Annotated in this window: 20 protein-coding genes and 1 pseudogene; 11 read left to right on the forward strand and 10 right to left on the reverse strand. The window is 66.4% G+C overall.

Annotation, left to right across the window (positions count from 1 at the left end; all coding sequences use genetic code 11):
- Positions 1–3 precede the first annotated feature (3 nt).
- The gene (locus tag KDW96_RS17245; RefSeq protein WP_255837445.1) at positions 4–777 is read left to right on the forward strand and encodes an enoyl-CoA hydratase; all 774 of its coding nucleotides are present in this window, start codon (positions 4–6) and stop codon (positions 775–777) included.
- Positions 778–902: 125 nt separating this feature from the next.
- On the opposite strand, the gene pyk is transcribed toward KDW96_RS17245, so the two are convergent.
- Both pyk and KDW96_RS17255 read right to left on the reverse strand, forming a co-directional pair.
- The gene (gene pyk / locus KDW96_RS17250) at positions 903–2354 is read right to left on the reverse strand and encodes a pyruvate kinase (protein ID WP_255837446.1); all 1452 of its coding nucleotides are present in this window, start codon (positions 2352–2354) and stop codon (positions 903–905) included.
- 55 nt (positions 2355–2409) lie between these two features.
- Positions 2410–3336, reverse strand: coding sequence for a universal stress protein (locus KDW96_RS17255; RefSeq protein WP_255837447.1), 927 nt, complete (start codon positions 3334–3336; stop codon positions 2410–2412).
- 178 nt (positions 3337–3514) lie between these two features.
- Here KDW96_RS17255 and KDW96_RS17260 point away from each other — a divergent pair, with 178 nt between their 5' ends.
- From KDW96_RS17260 to KDW96_RS17270, 3 genes are all read left to right on the forward strand, one after another.
- Entirely contained in the window at positions 3515–3889 is a 375-nt protein-coding gene (locus KDW96_RS17260) for a tetratricopeptide repeat protein (RefSeq protein ID WP_255837448.1), read from the forward strand.
- A gap of 68 nt (positions 3890–3957) precedes the next feature.
- Positions 3958–4380 (forward strand): DUF4124 domain-containing protein, encoded by a 423-nt coding sequence (locus tag KDW96_RS17265; RefSeq protein WP_255837449.1) that lies wholly within the window; start codon positions 3958–3960, stop codon positions 4378–4380.
- A 61-nt stretch (positions 4381–4441) separates the two neighbouring features.
- Positions 4442–4798 (forward strand): PilZ domain-containing protein, encoded by a 357-nt coding sequence (locus KDW96_RS17270; protein ID WP_255837450.1) that lies wholly within the window; start codon positions 4442–4444, stop codon positions 4796–4798.
- Between the two features lie 75 nt (positions 4799–4873).
- Here the strand turns inward: KDW96_RS17270 and mqo are convergent, their stop codons facing one another.
- Positions 4874–6382, reverse strand: a complete 1509-nt coding sequence (gene mqo / locus KDW96_RS17275; protein ID WP_255837451.1) for a malate dehydrogenase (quinone) — start codon at positions 6380–6382, stop codon at positions 4874–4876.
- Between the two features lie 431 nt (positions 6383–6813).
- Complete coding sequence (locus KDW96_RS17280; RefSeq protein ID WP_255837452.1) at positions 6814–7047, reverse strand: hypothetical protein; 234 nt, start codon at positions 7045–7047, stop codon at positions 6814–6816.
- A gap of 169 nt (positions 7048–7216) precedes the next feature.
- Between KDW96_RS17280 and KDW96_RS17285 the strand changes: the two genes are divergently transcribed.
- The gene (locus KDW96_RS17285) at positions 7217–7801 is read left to right on the forward strand and encodes a YajG family lipoprotein (RefSeq protein ID WP_255837453.1); all 585 of its coding nucleotides are present in this window, start codon (positions 7217–7219) and stop codon (positions 7799–7801) included.
- A 63-nt stretch (positions 7802–7864) separates the two neighbouring features.
- Here the strand turns inward: KDW96_RS17285 and KDW96_RS17290 are convergent, their stop codons facing one another.
- Entirely contained in the window at positions 7865–8071 is a 207-nt protein-coding gene (locus KDW96_RS17290) for a hypothetical protein (protein WP_255837454.1), read from the reverse strand.
- A 391-nt stretch (positions 8072–8462) separates the two neighbouring features.
- On the opposite strand from KDW96_RS17290, the gene KDW96_RS17295 reads away from it, so the two are divergent.
- Positions 8463–8750 carry a hypothetical protein gene (locus KDW96_RS17295; RefSeq protein WP_255837455.1) on the forward strand — a complete coding sequence of 96 codons (288 nt, stop codon included), beginning with the start codon at positions 8463–8465 and terminating at the stop codon, positions 8748–8750.
- Positions 8751–8813: 63 nt separating this feature from the next.
- Here the strand turns inward: KDW96_RS17295 and KDW96_RS17300 are convergent, their stop codons facing one another.
- Positions 8814–9980, reverse strand: coding sequence for a 1-acyl-sn-glycerol-3-phosphate acyltransferase (locus KDW96_RS17300; RefSeq protein WP_255837456.1), 1167 nt, complete (start codon positions 9978–9980; stop codon positions 8814–8816).
- Between the two features lie 112 nt (positions 9981–10092).
- Between KDW96_RS17300 and KDW96_RS17305 the strand changes: the two genes are divergently transcribed.
- From KDW96_RS17305 to KDW96_RS17315, 3 genes are read left to right on the forward strand one after another with little or no spacing between them, the layout of a single operon-like run.
- Positions 10093–10275 (forward strand): CPXCG motif-containing cysteine-rich protein, encoded by a 183-nt coding sequence (locus KDW96_RS17305; RefSeq protein ID WP_255837457.1) that lies wholly within the window; start codon positions 10093–10095, stop codon positions 10273–10275.
- On the forward strand, positions 10275–10535 hold the full coding sequence (locus tag KDW96_RS17310; RefSeq protein ID WP_255837458.1) for a putative signal transducing protein: 261 nt from the start codon (positions 10275–10277) through the stop codon (positions 10533–10535). The genes KDW96_RS17305 and KDW96_RS17310 overlap by 1 nt, the downstream gene beginning before the upstream one ends.
- A 37-nt stretch (positions 10536–10572) precedes the next feature.
- Positions 10573–11190 (forward strand): SOS response-associated peptidase, encoded by a 618-nt coding sequence (locus KDW96_RS17315; RefSeq protein WP_255837459.1) that lies wholly within the window; start codon positions 10573–10575, stop codon positions 11188–11190.
- Positions 11191–11212: 22 nt separating this feature from the next.
- On the opposite strand, the gene KDW96_RS22295 is transcribed toward KDW96_RS17315, so the two are convergent.
- Both KDW96_RS22295 and KDW96_RS22300 read right to left on the reverse strand, forming a co-directional pair.
- Entirely contained in the window at positions 11213–12055 is an 843-nt protein-coding gene (locus KDW96_RS22295; protein ID WP_370295462.1) for a methyl-accepting chemotaxis protein, read from the reverse strand.
- A gap of 60 nt (positions 12056–12115) precedes the next feature.
- Positions 12116–13366, reverse strand: a pseudogene (locus KDW96_RS22300) (methyl-accepting chemotaxis protein); the annotation flags it as partial.
- Between the two features lie 171 nt (positions 13367–13537).
- Here KDW96_RS22300 and KDW96_RS17325 point away from each other — a divergent pair.
- Positions 13538–14359 carry a M48 family metallopeptidase gene (locus KDW96_RS17325; protein WP_255837461.1) on the forward strand — a complete coding sequence of 274 codons (822 nt, stop codon included), beginning with the start codon at positions 13538–13540 and terminating at the stop codon, positions 14357–14359.
- Between the two features lie 68 nt (positions 14360–14427).
- A complete protein-coding gene (locus KDW96_RS17330; RefSeq protein ID WP_255837462.1) occupies positions 14428–15417 on the forward strand; it encodes an NAD-dependent epimerase/dehydratase family protein in 990 nt (329 codons plus the stop codon).
- A 13-nt stretch (positions 15418–15430) separates the two neighbouring features.
- Here the strand turns inward: KDW96_RS17330 and KDW96_RS17335 are convergent, their stop codons facing one another.
- Both KDW96_RS17335 and KDW96_RS17340 read right to left on the reverse strand, forming a co-directional pair.
- Entirely contained in the window at positions 15431–15874 is a 444-nt protein-coding gene (locus KDW96_RS17335) for a ketosteroid isomerase-related protein (RefSeq protein ID WP_255837463.1), read from the reverse strand.
- A 106-nt stretch (positions 15875–15980) separates the two neighbouring features.
- Positions 15981–16562, reverse strand: a complete 582-nt coding sequence (locus tag KDW96_RS17340) for a TMEM165/GDT1 family protein (protein WP_255840556.1) — start codon at positions 16560–16562, stop codon at positions 15981–15983.
- Between the last annotated feature and the right edge of the window lie 79 nt (positions 16563–16641).

Below are 16641 nucleotides of genomic sequence, written 5' to 3' on the forward strand. Positions count from 1 at the left end.
CTGATGAGCGAGCATTTGCTGGTTGAGCGCGAGCCGGGGTTGCTGACCCTGCGCCTCAACCGCCCGGACAAGAAGAACGCCCTGACCCGCGCCATGTATGGCGGCCTGGCCGAGTTGCTGCAACAGGCCGACCAGGACGCCAGCGTGCGCGCGGTGCTGCTCACCGGCGGTGCCGAGTGTTTCACCAGTGGCAACGACCTGGCCGACTTCATCCAGGCGCCGCCGACCGGGCCCGACAGCGAAGTATTTCGCTTCATGCGGGCGCTGTTCGACTTCAGCAAGCCCGTGGTGGCCGCGGTGAGCGGTCCGGCCGTGGGCATTGGCACCACGTTGCTGATGCATTGCGACCTGGTCTATGTCAGCCGTGAAGCCTTGCTGAAGATGCCTTTCGTCAACCTGGGCCTGTGTCCGGAGTTCGGCTCCAGCCTGCTCCTGCCGAGGTTGCTGGGACAGGCCAGGGCTGCCGAGCTGCTGCTGCTGGGGGCGCCCTTCGACGGCGAGCAGGCGGCGGCCTGGGGCCTGGCCAATCAGGTATTGGCCGACGGCGCGGCGACCCTGGCCAAGGCCCGCGAAATGGCCCTGGGCTTCCAGCACCTGGCGCCATCGGCGGTGACGGACAGCAAGCGACTGATGCGCGCACCGGGGCGCGAGGAACTGCGCCGGGTGATCGAGGAGGAGGGCGCGCTGTTTGGCCAGCGCCTGCGTTCGGCAGAGGCCATGGAGGCGCTGACCGCATTCATGCAGCGGCGTCCGGCGGACTTTTCCCGGTTCGTTTAAGCGGAACTTGTAGGCTGCGCTGTGCGCACCGGCAGGTCCCATGTCGCCCTCGGTGCGCACGGCGCACCCTACGCCGCACAAACGAAAAGGCCGCTCATCGAGCGGCCTCTGTGCATCTGGCGTTGCTACACCAGCTTCTCGCCGACGTGCAGCATCTTCATGCCGTTGGTGCCGCCGATGGTGTGGTAGCTGTCGCCCTTGGTCAGGATGACCCAGTCGCCCGGCTCGACCACGCCGCGCTTGAGCAACTCGTCCACCGCCGCCTGGCTGACCTGTTCCGGCGGCAACGCGGCCGGGTCGAAGGGCACCGTGTAGACGCCGCGGAACAGGGCCGTGCGGGCCTGGGTGGCGCGGTGCGGGGAGAACGAGTAGATCGGCACGGCGGAGCGGATCCGCGACATGATCAAGGGCGTGTAGCCGCTCTCGGTCAGGGCGATGATCGCCTTCACCCCGGGGAAGTGGTTGGCGGTGTACATGGCCGCCAGGGCGATGCTCTCGTCGCAGCGCTGGAAGGTCTTGCCGATGCGGTGGCTGGACTGCTGGCTGGTCGGGTGCTTCTCCGCGCCGATGCAGATGCGCGCCATGGCCTGCACCGCTTCGAGCGGGTAGGCGCCGGCGGCGCTTTCCGCCGAGAGCATCACCGCATCGGTGTAGTCGAGCACGGCGTTGGCCACGTCGGAGACTTCCGCCCGGGTCGGCATGGGGTTCTGGATCATCGACTCCATCATCTGGGTCGCGGTGATCACCGCCTTGTTGTGGCGGCGCGCGTGCAGAATGATTTTCTTCTGGATGCCGACCAGCTCGGCGTCGCCGATCTCCACCCCGAGGTCGCCGCGGGCCACCATCACCGCATCGCTGGCGCGGATCAGGCCGTCGAGGGTTTCGTCGTCGGCCACCGCTTCGGCGCGCTCGATCTTGGCCACCAGCCAGGCGATGCCGCCGGCCTCGTCGCGCAACTGGCGGGCGTACTCCATGTCCGCGGCGTCGCGCGGGAAGGACACCGCCAGGTAGTCCAGTTCCATTTCCGCGGCCAGCTTGATGTCGGCCTTGTCCTTCTCGGTCAGCGCCGGCGCGGTCAGGCCGCCGCCGCGGCGATTGATGCCCTTGTGGTCGGACAGCGGCCCACCGATCAGCACCGAGCAGTGCAGGGCGTCTTCGGTGGCACTGTCCACGCGCATCACCACGCGGCCGTCGTCGAGCAGCAGTTCGTCGCCCACGCCGCAGTCCTTGACCAGGTCCGGGTAGTCGATGCCGACGATTTCCTGGGTGCCATCGGTCAGCGGATGGCTGGTGGAGAAGGTGAAGCGGTCGCCGACCTGCAGCTCGATGCGCTTGCCGGCGAACTTGGCGATGCGGATCTTCGGCCCCTGCAGGTCGCCGAGCAGGGCGACGTGCCGGCCATGCTTGGCGGCCAGGTCGCGCACCAGCTTGGCGCGGGCCTTGTGCTCGTCCGGCGAGCCGTGGGAGAAGTTCAGGCGGGCCACATCCAGGCCGGCGAGAATCAGCTTTTCGAGAACTTCGGGCGAGTTGCTGGACGGGCCGAGGGTGGCGACGATTTTGGTGCGACGAAAGGTCATGCGCAGACTCCTGAGTTGCAGCTGGTCGCGAGGCTACTATGGCCCACAGCTGTAGTCATTGTTCCTCTGCACTACCTGGCGTCTCGGGTTTCAGGATCAGCAGGTCACAGCTCACGCTATCGAGGATGCGTTCGGCGGTATGCCCGATCAGGGCCGTGTCGAGTTGACCGCGGGCAATGGCGCCCATCAGCAGCAGGTCGATCTGCCGTTCGCCGACGAAGTGCGGCAACGCTTCTTCGGCAAAGCCCTCGACCAGGTGGGTGTCGGGCAGGGCGATGGGGTACTGGCCAAGCAGCTGCTCGAATGCCTCGCGGTGCTGCGCGCCGCTTCGCGTCACGTAGTCTTCGTAGTTGGTCACCAGCTCTGCGTCGAACACCAGGCTGCGCGGCAGCGGTGCGTGACAGTGCAGGTAGTGGGCCTGCAGGCCAAGCTGCTCGCTGAGGCCGATGGCCGTGCGGATCAGCTGGTGGTCCAGGGCCGCCGGCTTGTCGGCGCTGTGCAGGGGGTCGAGGGCGGCGCACAGGTTGCGGCCCTGCCACTCGCCCTGCTGCACCAGCCACAGCGGCACGGGGCAGTGGCGCACCAGCTGCCAGCAACTGTTGCTGTGCAGCAGGCGCTGCAGCAGGTTCTCGTGGGCCATGGACTTGAGCACCAGGTCGGGGCTCATCTCCGCCACCTTCTCCTCGATCAGGGCATGGGGCGGCTTGCCCCAGCGCACGTCCAGGTGCAGCTCCAGGCCCTCGGCGCGCAGCGGCGCGACCAGCTCTTCCAGCCAGGTGCCGCGCTGTTCGAGCAGGGCGGCGCGGGCCCGGACCTGCAGGGCGCTGTCGAAGAAACGGCTGGCGTCCAGGGCGGCGCTGTATTCGACCAGCAGCAGATACAGCTGTGCCTGGCTGTTGCGGGCCAGCCAGACGGCGCGTTCGAGGGCAGGCTGGAGGGACTGATGGGGCTCGATGACGACCAGAAGCTGGTGCAGGTGCATGACGCTGAACCTCGCGGTGAAGGGACTTCCCCTCGCCGGGCGAGGGCGCTTATCCCTTCAGCATAGCCGTCCAGGTTTTATCCATCGCGCAGATGGCGGGCAGTCGCTTTCGGGAAGCCTGCAGGCACTGCAGACTTTCTGGCGCCGGTCGATACACTGGGCAGTGGAGGAGAGTCTCATGCGAACCCTGTTGATCCTGTGCCTGGCGCTGAGCGCTGGCGGCTGTACTCGTTGGTCGCTCGACCATCACTTGAACAATGCCTACCGCGCCTACGAGCAGGGCGAATGCGACGAGGTGATGCTCGAGTTGTCCCAGGCCGAGCGCAAGAGTCGCTCGCGCAGCTACCTGCAGCCGGAAATTTCCCTGCTGCGCGGTCAGTGCCTGGAGCGCCAGAGCCTGTTCGTCGACGCGGCGCAGACCTATCAGTTCATCATCAGCCATTACCCGCGCAGCGAGTATGGCTTCCGCGCCAAGGCGCGGCTGGAAACCCTGCGCCAGCTCGGTCACTATGGCCAGGCGGAGCCCGCCACGGTCTTGCCGGCCGGGCGCTAGCCGCCGCCTATCGGGGTCGGCCAGGCCCTGTCGTGGCCTGGCCCGAGATACTGTCCAGGGAGGAAAACATGCGCGCATGGCTATGCCTGTTGCTGTTGCCGGGGTTGGCGACAGCGGAGATCTATCGCTGGGTCGACGCCCAGGGGCAGGTGCACTTCGGCCAGCGTCCAGCCGGCGCCGGAGCCGAGCCGGTCGAGGTGAGGCCGCAGGTCGTCGAACGGGATGCGGCCACCCGCGAGCGACTGGAACGTACCGAGCGCTTCTACGATGCCCGCCGTCAGGAAAAGGCCGAGGCGGTTGCTGCTTCGGCGGAGCGTCGGGCCGAGCGTGACAGCGAATGCCGCGTGCTGCGCCAGCGCCTGGCGCAGCTGCCCGAGGGGCGCCGCTACTACCAGGAGGAGGCGAACGGCGAGCGTACGTACTACAGTGAAGAGGAGCTCGACGCCGTTCGTCGCCGGCTGCGCGACCGCGTCTCCGAGCGTTGCTCCTGAGTCGAGGGTTAACAGCAGTAGTGCGGTCCTACTCAAGGGCCATCCCATGCGATGCGCCACTATGCCAGCCCAGCGCCACATCCAACGCCACCAGCTACCCTGCTATCTGAAGGTGTTCAACCGCATCACCGACAAGCCAATGGGCTATATCGGCAATGTGTCGCTGGACGGCCTGATGCTGATCAGCCAGTTGCCGATGCTGGTCGGCGGGCGCTTCGACCTGCGCTTGAAGATTCCCGGGGTGGAAGGGCCGCGCTTCATCGATTTTTCCGCCACCTGCCAGTGGAGCCGGGAGGACGTCTCGCCGGGTTATTTCGACTCCGGCTTCGCCCTGGTCGCGCCGCCGGCCGAGTACGTCGAGATGGTCGATGCCCTGCGCCGCTATTTCAGCTTTCGCCCACTGGCCGCCTCCGCTTGACGATGCCGGGGTGATCCGCCAGAAACCATAAAAAAACCGCCCAGCAGGGCGGTTTTTCTTGTGTGGGCAGTGGCCTCAGGCCAGCGCCGTCTCCTTCGCCGTCAGCTCCAGCAACGCATCCGAACGCGCCTGCACCTCGCGGTAACGCTCCGGGTCGCGGGCCAGGACATCGCCCAGGGCGGGGAAGATCTCGTTCATCTTGCTGAGCCACTGCTGCGACTTGGCCTGCTCGGGGAAGCAGCGGCGGATCAGGTCGAGCATGATCGACACGGTCACCGAGGCGCCCGGCGAGGCGCCGAGCAGGGCGGCGATGGAGCCGTCCTCGGCGGCGACCAATTCGGTGCCGAACTGCAGGATGCCACCGCGCTTGGGGTCCTTCTTGATGATCTGCACACGCTGGCCGGCCACTTCCAGGCGCCAGTCCTCGGCCTTGGCCTCGGGGTAGAAGCCGCGCAGGGTTTCCAGGCGCTTTTCCTCGGACTGCAGCACTTCCTTGATCAGGTAGCGGGTCAGGTCGAAGTTGTCGCGGGCCACCGCCAGCATCGGCCCGATATTGCCCGGGCGGACCGACAGCGGCAGGTCGAGGTAGGAACCGTGACGCAGGAACTTGGTGGAGAAGCCGGCATAGGGGCCGAACAGCAGCGAGGTCTTGCCGTCCACCACGCGGGTGTCGAGGTGGGGCACCGACATCGGTGGTGAACCCACGGCCGCCTGGCTGTAGACCTTGGCCTGGTGCTGCTTGACCACTTCCGGGTTGTCGCAGCGCAGCCACTGGCCGCTCACCGGGAAGCCGCCGTAGCCCTTGCCTTCGGGGATGCCGGACAGTTGCAGCAGCGGCAGGGCTGCCCCGCCGGCGCCGAGGAATACGAACTTGGCCTGGATTTCGCGGCTGCTGCCGTCAGCCTGGTTCTTGATGCTTACACGCCAGCCCTGGGCGTTACGCTCGAGGCCGGTGACCTTCTGGCTGCACTTGACCTCGGCCTGGGGCTGCTTGGCCAGATGGTCAAGCAGGTGTTTGGTCACCGCACCGAAGTTGACATCGGTGCCGCCCAGGACACGGGTAGCGGCGATCGGTTCGTTGGGATCGCGGCCCGGCATCATCAAAGGCATCCACTTGGCCATGGTGGCGCGGTCTTCGGTGTAGTCCATGTCGGCGAAGGCGTGGTGCTGGGTCAGGGCGTCGAAGCGCTTCTTGAGGAAGGCGATGCCCTCATGGCCGCGCACGAAGCTCAGGTGCGGCACCGAGCTGATGAAGGACTTGGGCGCGCCGAAGCTGCCTTTCTCGACCAGGTAGGCCCAGAACTGCTTGGATTCCTCGAACTGGGTATTGATGGTTACCGACTTCTTGATGTCGATCGAGCCATCGTCCGCCTCGGGGGTGTAGTTCAGCTCGCACAGCCCGGCATGACCGGTACCGGCGTTGTTCCAGGGGTTGGAGCTTTCGATCGCGCCGGATTCCATCAGTTCGATGATTTCCAGGCTCATGCTCGGGTCGAGCTCCTTCAGCAGCACGGCCAGGGTCGCGCTCATGATGCCGGCCCCAACCAGCACCACATCTACTGCTTCGTAATCGTTGTGCGCCATTACCACTACTCCAAAAAATCAGTACCCAATTGAAGGCAACAAAGCTCGGCGTGTGCTCACGCCGTTCAGCGGTCGCCGAACAGCCTCGGGGTCGTGGAGGTGATGACAGTGCGTTTGCCAGCCGCAAGATCGTTCATTATTCGCCACACTCTTGTGAAGTTGTTGAAACCGTTTTTTCGCGCTCTTTTGGAGCGGTGAACCTCAAAGGTGCGCGTCTGCCTCGGGCTGTCGTTGTCCGTGGTGCAAAGGGGCCATGCAGTGCTGCGCGGCATTATGCAAGTGGGGCAAAAACGGCAACCGAAAGGGGCAGCGCGTAGTGGGCGACTCTCTGGGGCGGGGCCCGATCAGGAGGCGTCCTTATAATCGGGGCGCGATTATAAGACGAAAGCGGGAAAATTGATCGTTCCGTGTGACTTTTCTTCTTCCGCCGGTCAGGCCGCCAACGCTTTGCCGAAGCGCGGGTGTGTGGCGACTGGCTGGGCCCGCGCGCCGGCGGGCAGTGGCTGGTTCAGCCAACTGAGGCGTTGTTCGTTGACCTCGACCCAGCCCTTGCCGTGCGGGGCCTGGGCCGACTGGCGAAAGGCGCGGCATAGACCCTGGACGTCGAGCAGGGCGAAGGTGCGCAGTGGCTGGCGGGGGGCGAATAGCGAACGAAGCGACAACATGGCGCAGAGCTCTTGGCGGTGACGACTAAAGTCTTATGCCATCCGGCGATGACAGGGGCATGACAGGAACCCGCAGGGGGCGTGGTCTGTCATACAGCCGACGCTGTTAGCGCATCGAGCCGCTGGTTATACTGCCGGCCACTTCGCACCCCTCTATGGAGAGATGAGCATGCTGCCTCGCCTGCTGTTTGGATTGATCGCTGCCGCCAGCCTGACCCTGGCCGGCTGTGCCCACAGCCCGCAACAACTCAGCCCGCAACCGAAGATCAACAGCCCCCTGGTTGCCGTAGGCCAGGGCCAGCCCGTGGTGGTGCGGGTGGTCGACGGGCGCCCGTCGCCGGTGCTCGGCACTCGCGGTGGCCTGTACCCGGAAACCAGCGCCATCAGCGTCAGGGGGCAGGATATTCTGCCCAAGCTGCAGGCCGAGGCCGAGGCGGCGGTACGTCTGCTCGGCTTCACCCCGACGCCGAACGCCTACAACGCGCCGCAGCTGACCCTGACCCTGGCCGAGCTCAAGTACCAGTCGCCGAAAGAGGGGATGTACGTCACCGAGTCGGACATCACCGCGACCATTCGGGCTGACGTGCAGAACAGCTCGCGCCGCTACAGCGGCCGTTATGGGGCCTCGTTGAACCAGCGTTTCGGCATGGCGCCGAACCAGGAAACCAACACCAAGCTGGTCAGCGACGTGTTGAGCGATGCGCTGACGCGCGCCTTCAAGGATCCGACTATCGGCAAGCTGTTGCTCCAGTGAGTGGGCAGCGGTAATTGAAAAGCCCGGATTTATCCGGGCTTTTTCTTGCGCGCGGGTCAGGCTTCAGGCCGCTTCGGCGTAAAGCTCCGGCAGGCTCAGGCCGGTGCGCCGGTCGATATCCGGCAGGTCGTAGTGTTCGTGGCCACCGAGGGCGCAGTAGATCAGCCACTGGTGGTCTTGCACATTGAAGGAGAGACCGTCGATAAGGTCTTGCACTTCATCCAGCGAGTCGATCAGGTAGTCGCGGTCAAGGGGTTGTGGGTTGAGCATGGTGATGTCTCCGTGGTCGGGTCGAATACGCGTCCGTGCTGCGGCCGCATATCAAAGAGCAGTCAAACCCTAGGCCAGCCATATGACGATTTCGGGGTGTATTCAGACGATTTCGGGATAGCCCCTTCGTTCGTCGGGAACAAAACTTATAAACATGGCGCTCCAGTAAACTGCCCCGCGTATTTCGGACGGTTCGCGGGAGCGTGGCGGTGTGAAGTGCGATCGACGGCGCTGCGCGTGGCGGTCCGTCGGCGTTGCGAGTGGCTCAAGCCGCGGCTTTGTTCCGCTGATATCCCCCGCCAGATCGCTTCCCGCTGCTCGAGTGAGCCGGTTTTTCCCCTTTGTGGTGCGCATGGCCCGGCCATGCACCGTTGTGATGTGGAGGTTGCTGATGTCCCTGCAGGCGCTCTGGTCGCTGTTTCTTGCCCATCCGGCCCAGGCGGCCAACTCCCTGGCGCTGTTCTTCGCCGTGGCCGGGGCCTGGCTGCTGCTGGCCACCCGCCTGCGCGAGCAGCGCGGTTCTGCTCGCCTGGCGGCCGAAAGCCAGCTCGATGAGGTCGCCGGGCAGGCCAGCCTGCTGAGCGAGCCGACCCTGCGGATGAACCGCTTCTTCTACCGTTTCGGCTACGCCTGCCTGGCGATCGCCCTGGCGGTGTCGGGGATCAGCACCAAGCTGTGACCCGCTTCGGCGAGAAACAAAAAAGGCAGCCCGCGGGCTGCCTTTTTCATGGGACGACGAAGCCTAGAGCGGCAAGCCGGCCTTGACACGGTACTGGTTGCGCACCGGGTTGGCGTACTGCAGCACCAGATAGGGCTGCTGCTCGGCCGGGCAGGCCGCCAGGCGCTGCTGCCACTGCGCCTGGGCGGCGGCCAGCTCTTCGGCGGGGAACAGCTGGGCGGCGTCGGGCACCTGCAGCTCGGGATCGCGCTCGGCCCACATCGCATAGGCCAGGTAGTGCACCGGGAACAGGCGATAGCCGGCGAGTATGTGCCGGTCCATCTCGGCGGCCAGTTGCTTGCTGTCGTCCAGGCCGCGGCTCAGCGGCTCGCCGAAATGCACATGCACCCGGCCCTTGTAGCCGGTGATGCCGAGGGCGATGCTCTTGTCGTCCTCGCCGGGAGCCTTGTCGTAGCGGCCGGTGCTGGCGCGGACATACAGTTCGCGGGCCTTGGCCTGGTCGCAGGGGTCGTACTCGTAGCTGATCGACACCGGCGTCAGCTGCAGCGAGGCGACGACCTCGGCGAACGGCTCATCCTTGCGGCTCATGTGGAACATCTTGAGGATCGCCGAGTCGGTGCGGTCGTCACCGTCCTTGGCCCGCCCCTCGGCCTGGGCGATCCAGATCGACTCGCGGTCCTGGCGGATCGAGTGGTTGATGTAGGCCGACAGCAGCTGGTAGGCGGCGAGCTTCTCGCGGCGGCCGCTGATCGAGCGGTGTACGATGAAACTCTTGTTCAGGCGCATCAGGTCGCTGACGAAGGGCTTCTGCAGCAGGTTGTCGCCGATGGCGATGCGCGGCGTCGGCAGACCGGCGTGGTACACGGCATAGTTGACGAAGGCCGGGTCCATGACGATGTCGCGGTGATTGGCGAGAAACAGGTAAGCGCTGCCGGCCTTGAGGCGCTCGACGCCGGAGTAGGTGACGCCGTCGGTGGCCTGTTCGATGGTGCGGTCGACGTAGTCCTCGACCCTGTCCTGTAGGGCCGCCACCGAGGCGACATCGCGGAACTCGCGGCGCAGCCGATAGGCTATAAGAGGTTTAAGCAGCCAACCCAGGGGATTGGCCAGACGCGGAAAGCGGAACTGGGTGAGGATGTCCAGGAACGCATCGTCGGCCAGCAGGCGTGCCAGGACGGCGGGGACTTCGGCGTCGGCGTAGGGTCGGATGGCATCGAATTCGCCCATCATGCTCTCTTGTCGTTGTTCGGCTGCGGTAAACAGGCCTGTTGTGGGTGAGTCCCCGGTTTGCGGGGCCAGCAATAGACCGGCGATTATACCCGCAAGTCACACGGAGGCCGCGATGCTGGAAACTCAGGCGTATCAATGCCCCTATTGCGGCGAGGCGGTCGAGGCGGTGCTCGACCTGTCCGCCGGTGATCAGCAGTACATCGAGGACTGTCCGGTGTGCTGCCGGCCGATCGTCTTCGACCTGCGCACCGATGGCGTAGACTGGACCCTGGACGTCCGTGGGGAAAACGATTGATGCAACGCATCTACGAACCGCTGGACCTGATGGAGGGCGAGATGCTGCTGGGCATGCTGGCCAGCGAAGGCATCGAGGCCCATCTCGCCGGGCGCCACCTGGTGGGCGCTGTCGGCGAGCTGCCGGCCTGCGGCCTGCTCGGGTTGATGGTCGAGGACCCCCAGGCCGAGCGCGCACAGCGGTTGATCGCCGCGTACAATGCCGCCCAACCGCTGCCCGGCGACGAGCCGGAGAACACCCAGGGCGTGCTGATCTGCTGATCCGCCTTCGCCCGCCCGCCTGCTATCGAGTTGCCCCATGAGTGGACGTTTTGCCCTGTTCCGCTGGACGCCCGCGTTCGCGGCGCTGCCCGGCTTTCCCGCCGACCAGCTCCCCCACTGGAACATCGCGCCCCATGCCCAGGTGCTGTTGCTGCGCCAGCTCGCCGGCGAGCGCCAGCTGGCCCGCGCGCGCTGGGGGCTGACCCCGCCCTGGCTCACCGACCTGTCGAAGACCCCGGCCCAGGCGCGCGCCGAGACCCTGGCCGAGCAGCCGATGTTCCGCCAGGCGTTCCGCCAGCGCCGCGGCCTGCTGCCGGCCAACGGCTTCTACGAGTGGCGCGGCACCACGCGCAAGCGCCCCTACTGGCTGACGGGCGAGGGCTCGCTGCTGTATTTCGCTGCGCTGTGGGAGGCCTATCCGGTGGCGGGACATGTCTACCTGAGCGTCGCCCTGGTGACTCAGGCGGCGGCCAACCAGCGTCGTCCGCTGATTCTCGACGAGGCCGGCCAGGCGGCCTGGCTGGCCGAGGACACGCCACAGGCCGATCTGCTGGCGCTGCTGGCCAGCCCGCCACCGCCGCTGCGCGAGCGGGTGTTGGCCAACCTGGTCAACGACCCCAAGCTCGACGGGCCGGAGTGCCTGACGCCGGCCTGAGCGCGGCCGCCGATGGAGCCGCTCAGACCTTGAACTGGTTGATCAGCCGGCGTTGCTGCTCGGCCAGCTTGGTCAGGTGGGCGCTGGCCTGGCTGGCATCGTCGGCGCCACTGGCCACCTGATTGGCGACCTGGCCGATGTTGCTGACGTTGCGGTTGATGTCCTCGGCCACCGCACTCTGCTCCTCGGCGGCACTGGCGATCTGGGTGTTCATGTCATTGATCACCGAGACCGCCTGGGTGATCGACGCCAGCGCCTCGGCGGCCTCGCTGGCCTGGCGAACGCTGACGTCGGTGCGGCTCTGGCTGTCCTCCATGACCTTCACCACTTCCCGGGTGCCGTGCTGCAGCTGCTCGATCATGTTCTGGATCTCGCCGGTCGCCTGCTGCGTCTTCTGCGCCAGGTTGCGCACTTCGTCGGCGACCACGGCGAAGCCGCGGCCCTGCTCACCGGCCCGCGCCGCTTCGATCGCCGCGTTGAGGGCGAGCAGGTTGGTCTGCTCGGCGATGCTGCGAATGGTCACCAGGATGGCGTTGATGTTCTCGCTGTCCTGGGCCAGGTTCTGCACCACGCCCACCGCGCGGCCGATCTCGCCGGCCAGCGCGCTGATGGCGTCGGCGCTCTGCTGGACGATCTGCTTGCCGTGGCTGGCCGCCTGGTCGGCGTGGTTGGCGGCCTCCGCCGCCTGGGTGGCGTTGCGCGCGACGTCCTGGGCGGTGGCGGTCATCTCATGCACGGCGGTGGCCACCAGCTCGATTTCGGCCAGCTGTTGCTGCACCCCCTGGTTGGTGCGAATGGCGATGTCGGCGGTGTGCTCGGAGGAGTCGCTGACCTGCTGCACCGAGCCGATCACCTGGCCGATCATCGCCTGCAGTTTGCCAAGGAAGGTGTTGAAGCCGCTGGCAATGGCTCCCAGCTCGTCGCGCCGGACGCTGCTCAGGCGGCGGGTCAGGTCGCCCTCGCCCTGGGCGATGTCGTCGAGCATGGCGACCATCTGCCTGAGCGGACGGGCGATGCCGTAGCCGACGAACCACACCACCAGCAGGCCGATAGCGGCGATCAGCAGGCCGACGAGGGCCATGCCGAGGGTATCGGTGTCGCGCTGTTTGCCGAGGTCGCGCTGCATCGCCTGCAGGTCGGCCATCACGGTGTCCAGCGGCAGCTTCAGCATCAGGGTCCAGCGCGCATCCGTGTTGCCGATGGGGAAGCTTTGCAGCAGCTGGATGTGACTGGCGGCGTGATCGCCGTCGATGCCCTGTACGTCATAGCGGGTCTGACCCGGCTGCAGGCCCTGCAGCTTGCCCATGGCGTCGGTGTCGAGGAGTTCGCTGGCCGGCTGGCCGAGCTTGTCCGGGGCCTGGGTCGAGGCCACCAGGCGGCCGTTGCTGGCAATCAGCGCCAGCTCGCCGGCGCCGTCGTAGAGCTGCTGGTCGGCCGCGAGCAGCAGGTCCTGAATGAAGTTCACCGACAGGTCTGCGCCGGCGATGCCGCGGAACTGGCCGTCGACCAGGATGGGGGTGGTGAAGGACGCCAGCATGACCATCTTGCCGCCGACGTCGTAGGGGGCCGGGTCGATGGCGCAGGGACGCTTGCGCTCTTTCGGGCACAGGTAGTACTCGCCCTCGCGCACGCCGGTGGGCAGCAGCTTGTCACTCTCCATGAAGCCGATCACGTCCAGCCCCAGGCTGCCATCGGCGTTGCGGAACCACCAGGGGGTGAAGCGCCCCGTGCCGTCGTTGCCGCCGGCTTTGTCGCCCAGGTAGAACTGATCGTTGCCATCGAAGGCGTTGGGCTCCCAGCCCAGGTAGCTGCCCAGCAACTTGGGATTCTGCGCGGTGGTTTCCCGCACCAGGTTGAACAGCTCCTCGCGGCTCAGCGACAGCAGGCGGCCGCCGTCGGCCGCCTGCATGCCGACCAGGGCGTTGACCCGCGCCAGGTCGGCAGTCACCTGCAGGGGCAGTTCCAGCTCGCGCTGGATCTGCAGCACCTGGGCATTGGCCAGGGCCGTCAGGCGCTGCTCGATGACCTGTTCGAGCTGGGCCTGAGTGCGCCGCTGCACCAGTTCCTGGGTGCGTGCGCCGGCAAACAAGGCGTACAGCACCAGGGCCACGACCACCGCCAGTACGCTGGCGCCGGCCAGTGCGGCCACGGAAAACTGAATGGATCTGAATTTCATGGAGACTCCAAGCTCACGGGAAAACGCTCGTCCCTAAGTCGGCAGCGCAGAAAAAAACTGAGGGACGATTGTGCGAAATGTGTGAGCCTGCTGTCTGTCTAGATGCGACGCGGTTGCCGGTCATTCCCGCGCGGCCGTAGCATAGCCGGCTCAAATTGATGGAGAAGCACCATGGCCAAGCCTTTATACCTGTGTGGACTGACTGCGGCCCTGCTGCTGGCGGGATGCCAGGCGGTAAACACCACCAGCGGCGGCGCCGTGGGCGTCGAGCGCAAGCAGTACATGCTCGGCATGCTGTCGAGCCAAGAGGTCAACCAGATGTATGCGCAGTCCTACCAGGAGACCCTGGCGGAAGCGTCGAGCAAGGGCGTGCTGGACAAGAGCAGCGCCAATGCCAAGCGCCTGCGCGCGATCACCGATCGGCTGATCCGGCAGGCGCCGATCTTCCGTCCCGAGGCCGCGCAGTGGCAGTGGGAGGTCAACCTGATCAAGAGCGATGAGCTCAACGCCAACTGCGGCCCGGGCGGCAAGATCATCTTCTACAGCGGCCTGATGGAGAAGCTCAAGCTCAGCGACGACGAGATCGCCGCGATCATGGGCCACGAGATGGCCCATGCCCTGCGCGAGCACAGCCGCGAAGCCATGTCCAAGGCCTACACCCTGGGGCTCGCCAAGCAGGGGGCCGGGGCGTTGCTCGGCCTGGGCGAGGGCACCATGGCCATCGCCGACGCCGCGGTGCAATACGGCCTGACCCTGCCCAACAGTCGCGGCAACGAGAACGAGGCCGATCTGATCGGCCTGGAGCTGGCCGCCCGAGCCGGCTACAACCCCAACGCTGCCATCAGCCTGTGGCACAAGATGGCCCAGGCCAGCAACGGCGCGCCGCCGGAATTCATGAGCACGCACCCGTCGTCGGGCAGCCGCATCGCGGCCCTGCAGGCGGCGATCCCGAAGGTCATGCCCCTCTACGAGCAGGCCAAGGCCTCGCGCTGATTCCAGCGTCGAGTCGCCGCGCCCGGCTCTGCTGCCGGGCGTTTTACCGTCTTGTGTGAGGAAGCTTCGTGAAATATGCCGTACTCGGTGCCACCGGCCTGCTCGGCCACCACGCGGCTCGTGCGGTCAAGGCCGCGGGGCATGAGCTGCGGCTGATTCACCGTCCGTCCTCGCGCATCGAACGTCTGGCCTATCTGGGGGCCGAGTGCCGCGCCGCCGAGCTGTTCGATCATGCCGAGCTGGTTCGGGCGCTGCAGGGGGTCGACGGCGTGATGTTCTGCGCCGGGCATTACCCGACCCAGCCACGGCGCTGGCAGGATGAGGTGGCCTGCGCCCTGGACCAGAGCAATCATTTCTATGCCGCCTGCCTGGCGACCGAGGTGCCACGGATTCTCTACCTCGGTGCGGCCATCGCCTTGCCCCGCCATCCCGAGGGCCTGCCGGGGCATGAAGGGTTGTTCTACGAGGGCATGCCGCACTGGCGCAACCCCTACCTGCTGTGCAAATGGGCGCTGGACGAGCAGGCGCGCGAGCAGGCCCGCTGCGGCTTGCCGGTGGTCATCGCGATCCCGGGGATGACTCTGGGTCCTTTCGATGTCGGCCCCAGCACCGGGCGCCTGATCACCGCGATCGCCAGCGGTGCGATGCGGCACTACGTGCCGGGGCCGCGCAATCTGATCGACGCGGCGGAAGCGGGGCGCGGGCTGTTGCTGGCCCTGGAGCGCGGCCGGATTGGCGAGCGCTATCTGCTGACCGGGGAGAATATCCAGCTGTCCGCCTTGACGGCGCGCATCGCCGGGCTGCTGGGGGTGCGTGCGCCGAGTCCGGTGCCCCTGGCGCTGGCCCAGGGCGTGGCGGCGCTGGGACGGCTGCGCTACCGCCTGACCGGCCGCGCCCCGTTGCTGGATGACACGGCGTTGGCGGTGATGGCCGGCGGTCAGTTTCTGGACGGCAGCAAGGCGCGCGAAGAGCTCGGCTTCGTCGCCGAGCAGTCACTGGATGACACCCTGGGGCGGGCCATCCAGTGGTTTCGCGAGAACGGCTACGTCGACGCCTGAGCGCCGGGGCGGCTCAGGGCAGGGCTTTCTCCGCGTAGGGTCTTGCCTGCAGGCCGAGCTGCGAGCGGAAGCTCTCCATGTCGAACATGGTGCAGATCTCCTGAATCTCGTTGCGCGCGGTCAGGGTCCAGAAGGCCATGGCCGAGATGCTCAGCACCTTGTCGCTGGGCGGGTAACCGAAGGCCGATTGTTCGATGGTGCCGATCAGCGTACTCCAGGTAACCACCTTGCTGCCTTCGGCGACGCATTCCTCGACGACCACCTCCAGGTCCGGCATGGCGCGGCGAATACCCTGCACCATCTCGGCGAACGCGCCGCTGCGCAGCGATTGCCCGGTAAAGGAGCTCTTGTAGAGAAAGTCCTTGCTGTGCAACTGCTCGACCAGGGCCAGGTGGCCCTTGTTCCAAGACAGGTCGATATGCCGGCGAACCAGCCGTTTCCGATCATCCAATGACATGACGCGCTCCCTGACTGCCCACAATACTGTGCAGATTGTTGCGCAGGATATCAGCAGTCCAGGTCGCGCGAACATCGGCTCGCGCGCTGCGAATCGCGAGGATGGTTCAGGTCAGAGCGCCGAGCTTTAGGGCCTGGTATGCGGCATAGGCCGCCAGCGCCGCGAAGCTGCCGGCCGCCACTCGGCGGATCAGGGTCAGCGGCAGGCGCTCGGCGGCAAAGTTGCCGGCCAGTACCACCGGTACGTTGGCGAGCAGCATGCCCAGGGTGGTGCCGATCACCACCAGGACGAAGTGCGGGTACTGGGCCGACAGCATCACGGTGGCGACCTGGGTCTTGTCACCCATCTCGGCGAGGAAGAAGGCGATCAGGGTGGTGAGGAAGGCGCCATGGCGCTTGAATCGGGCGCCTTCGTCATCGTCCAGGCGGTCGGGGATCAGCGTCCACAGGGCCACCGCGGCGAAGCTGACGGCGAGGCTCCAGCCCAGTTGAGCGGGCGAGAACAGGCCGGCGACCCAGGTGCCGAGGGCGCCGGCGGCGAAATGATTGGCCAGGGTGGCGGCGAGGATGCCGGCGATGATCGGCCAGGGACGACGAAAGCGCGCGGCCAGCAACAGGGCGAGCAGCTGCGTCTTGTCGCCGATTTCGGCCAGGGCGACGATCAGGGTGGGGACGAACAGGGATTCCAGCATCGAAGTTCCAAAGGGGCGGGTCGACTCGGCTATGACACGTACGACCTTCCCGCCCCGGGTGAGGTGTGCGTGTCAT

Origin of the sequence: Pseudomonas benzenivorans (assembly GCF_024397895.1) — a bacterium.
Classification (GTDB): domain Bacteria; phylum Pseudomonadota; class Gammaproteobacteria; order Pseudomonadales; family Pseudomonadaceae; genus Aquipseudomonas; species Aquipseudomonas benzenivorans_A.

Coding starts and splice junctions, on each gene's coding strand:
- KDW96_RS17245 (WP_255837445.1), top strand. CDS start 4: ATGAGCGAGCATTTGCTGGTTGAGCGCGAGCCGGGGTTGCTGACCCTG.
- pyk (WP_255837446.1), bottom strand. CDS start 2,354: ATGACCTTTCGTCGCACCAAAATCGTCGCCACCCTCGGCCCGTCCAGC.
- KDW96_RS17255 (WP_255837447.1), bottom strand. CDS start 3,336: ATGCACCTGCACCAGCTTCTGGTCGTCATCGAGCCCCATCAGTCCCTC.
- KDW96_RS17260 (WP_255837448.1), top strand. CDS start 3,515: ATGCGAACCCTGTTGATCCTGTGCCTGGCGCTGAGCGCTGGCGGCTGT.
- KDW96_RS17265 (WP_255837449.1), top strand. CDS start 3,958: ATGCGCGCATGGCTATGCCTGTTGCTGTTGCCGGGGTTGGCGACAGCG.
- KDW96_RS17270 (WP_255837450.1), top strand. CDS start 4,442: ATGCCAGCCCAGCGCCACATCCAACGCCACCAGCTACCCTGCTATCTG.
- mqo (WP_255837451.1), bottom strand. CDS start 6,382: ATGGCGCACAACGATTACGAAGCAGTAGATGTGGTGCTGGTTGGGGCC.
- KDW96_RS17280 (WP_255837452.1), bottom strand. CDS start 7,047: ATGTTGTCGCTTCGTTCGCTATTCGCCCCCCGCCAGCCACTGCGCACC.
- KDW96_RS17285 (WP_255837453.1), top strand. CDS start 7,217: ATGCTGCCTCGCCTGCTGTTTGGATTGATCGCTGCCGCCAGCCTGACC.
- KDW96_RS17290 (WP_255837454.1), bottom strand. CDS start 8,071: ATGCTCAACCCACAACCCCTTGACCGCGACTACCTGATCGACTCGCTG.
- KDW96_RS17295 (WP_255837455.1), top strand. CDS start 8,463: ATGTCCCTGCAGGCGCTCTGGTCGCTGTTTCTTGCCCATCCGGCCCAG.
- KDW96_RS17300 (WP_255837456.1), bottom strand. CDS start 9,980: ATGATGGGCGAATTCGATGCCATCCGACCCTACGCCGACGCCGAAGTC.
- KDW96_RS17305 (WP_255837457.1), top strand. CDS start 10,093: ATGCTGGAAACTCAGGCGTATCAATGCCCCTATTGCGGCGAGGCGGTC.
- KDW96_RS17310 (WP_255837458.1), top strand. CDS start 10,275: ATGCAACGCATCTACGAACCGCTGGACCTGATGGAGGGCGAGATGCTG.
- KDW96_RS17315 (WP_255837459.1), top strand. CDS start 10,573: ATGAGTGGACGTTTTGCCCTGTTCCGCTGGACGCCCGCGTTCGCGGCG.
- KDW96_RS22295 (WP_370295462.1), bottom strand. CDS start 12,055: ATGATCGGCCAGGTGATCGGCTCGGTGCAGCAGGTCAGCGACTCCTCC.
- KDW96_RS17325 (WP_255837461.1), top strand. CDS start 13,538: ATGGCCAAGCCTTTATACCTGTGTGGACTGACTGCGGCCCTGCTGCTG.
- KDW96_RS17335 (WP_255837463.1), bottom strand. CDS start 15,874: ATGTCATTGGATGATCGGAAACGGCTGGTTCGCCGGCATATCGACCTG.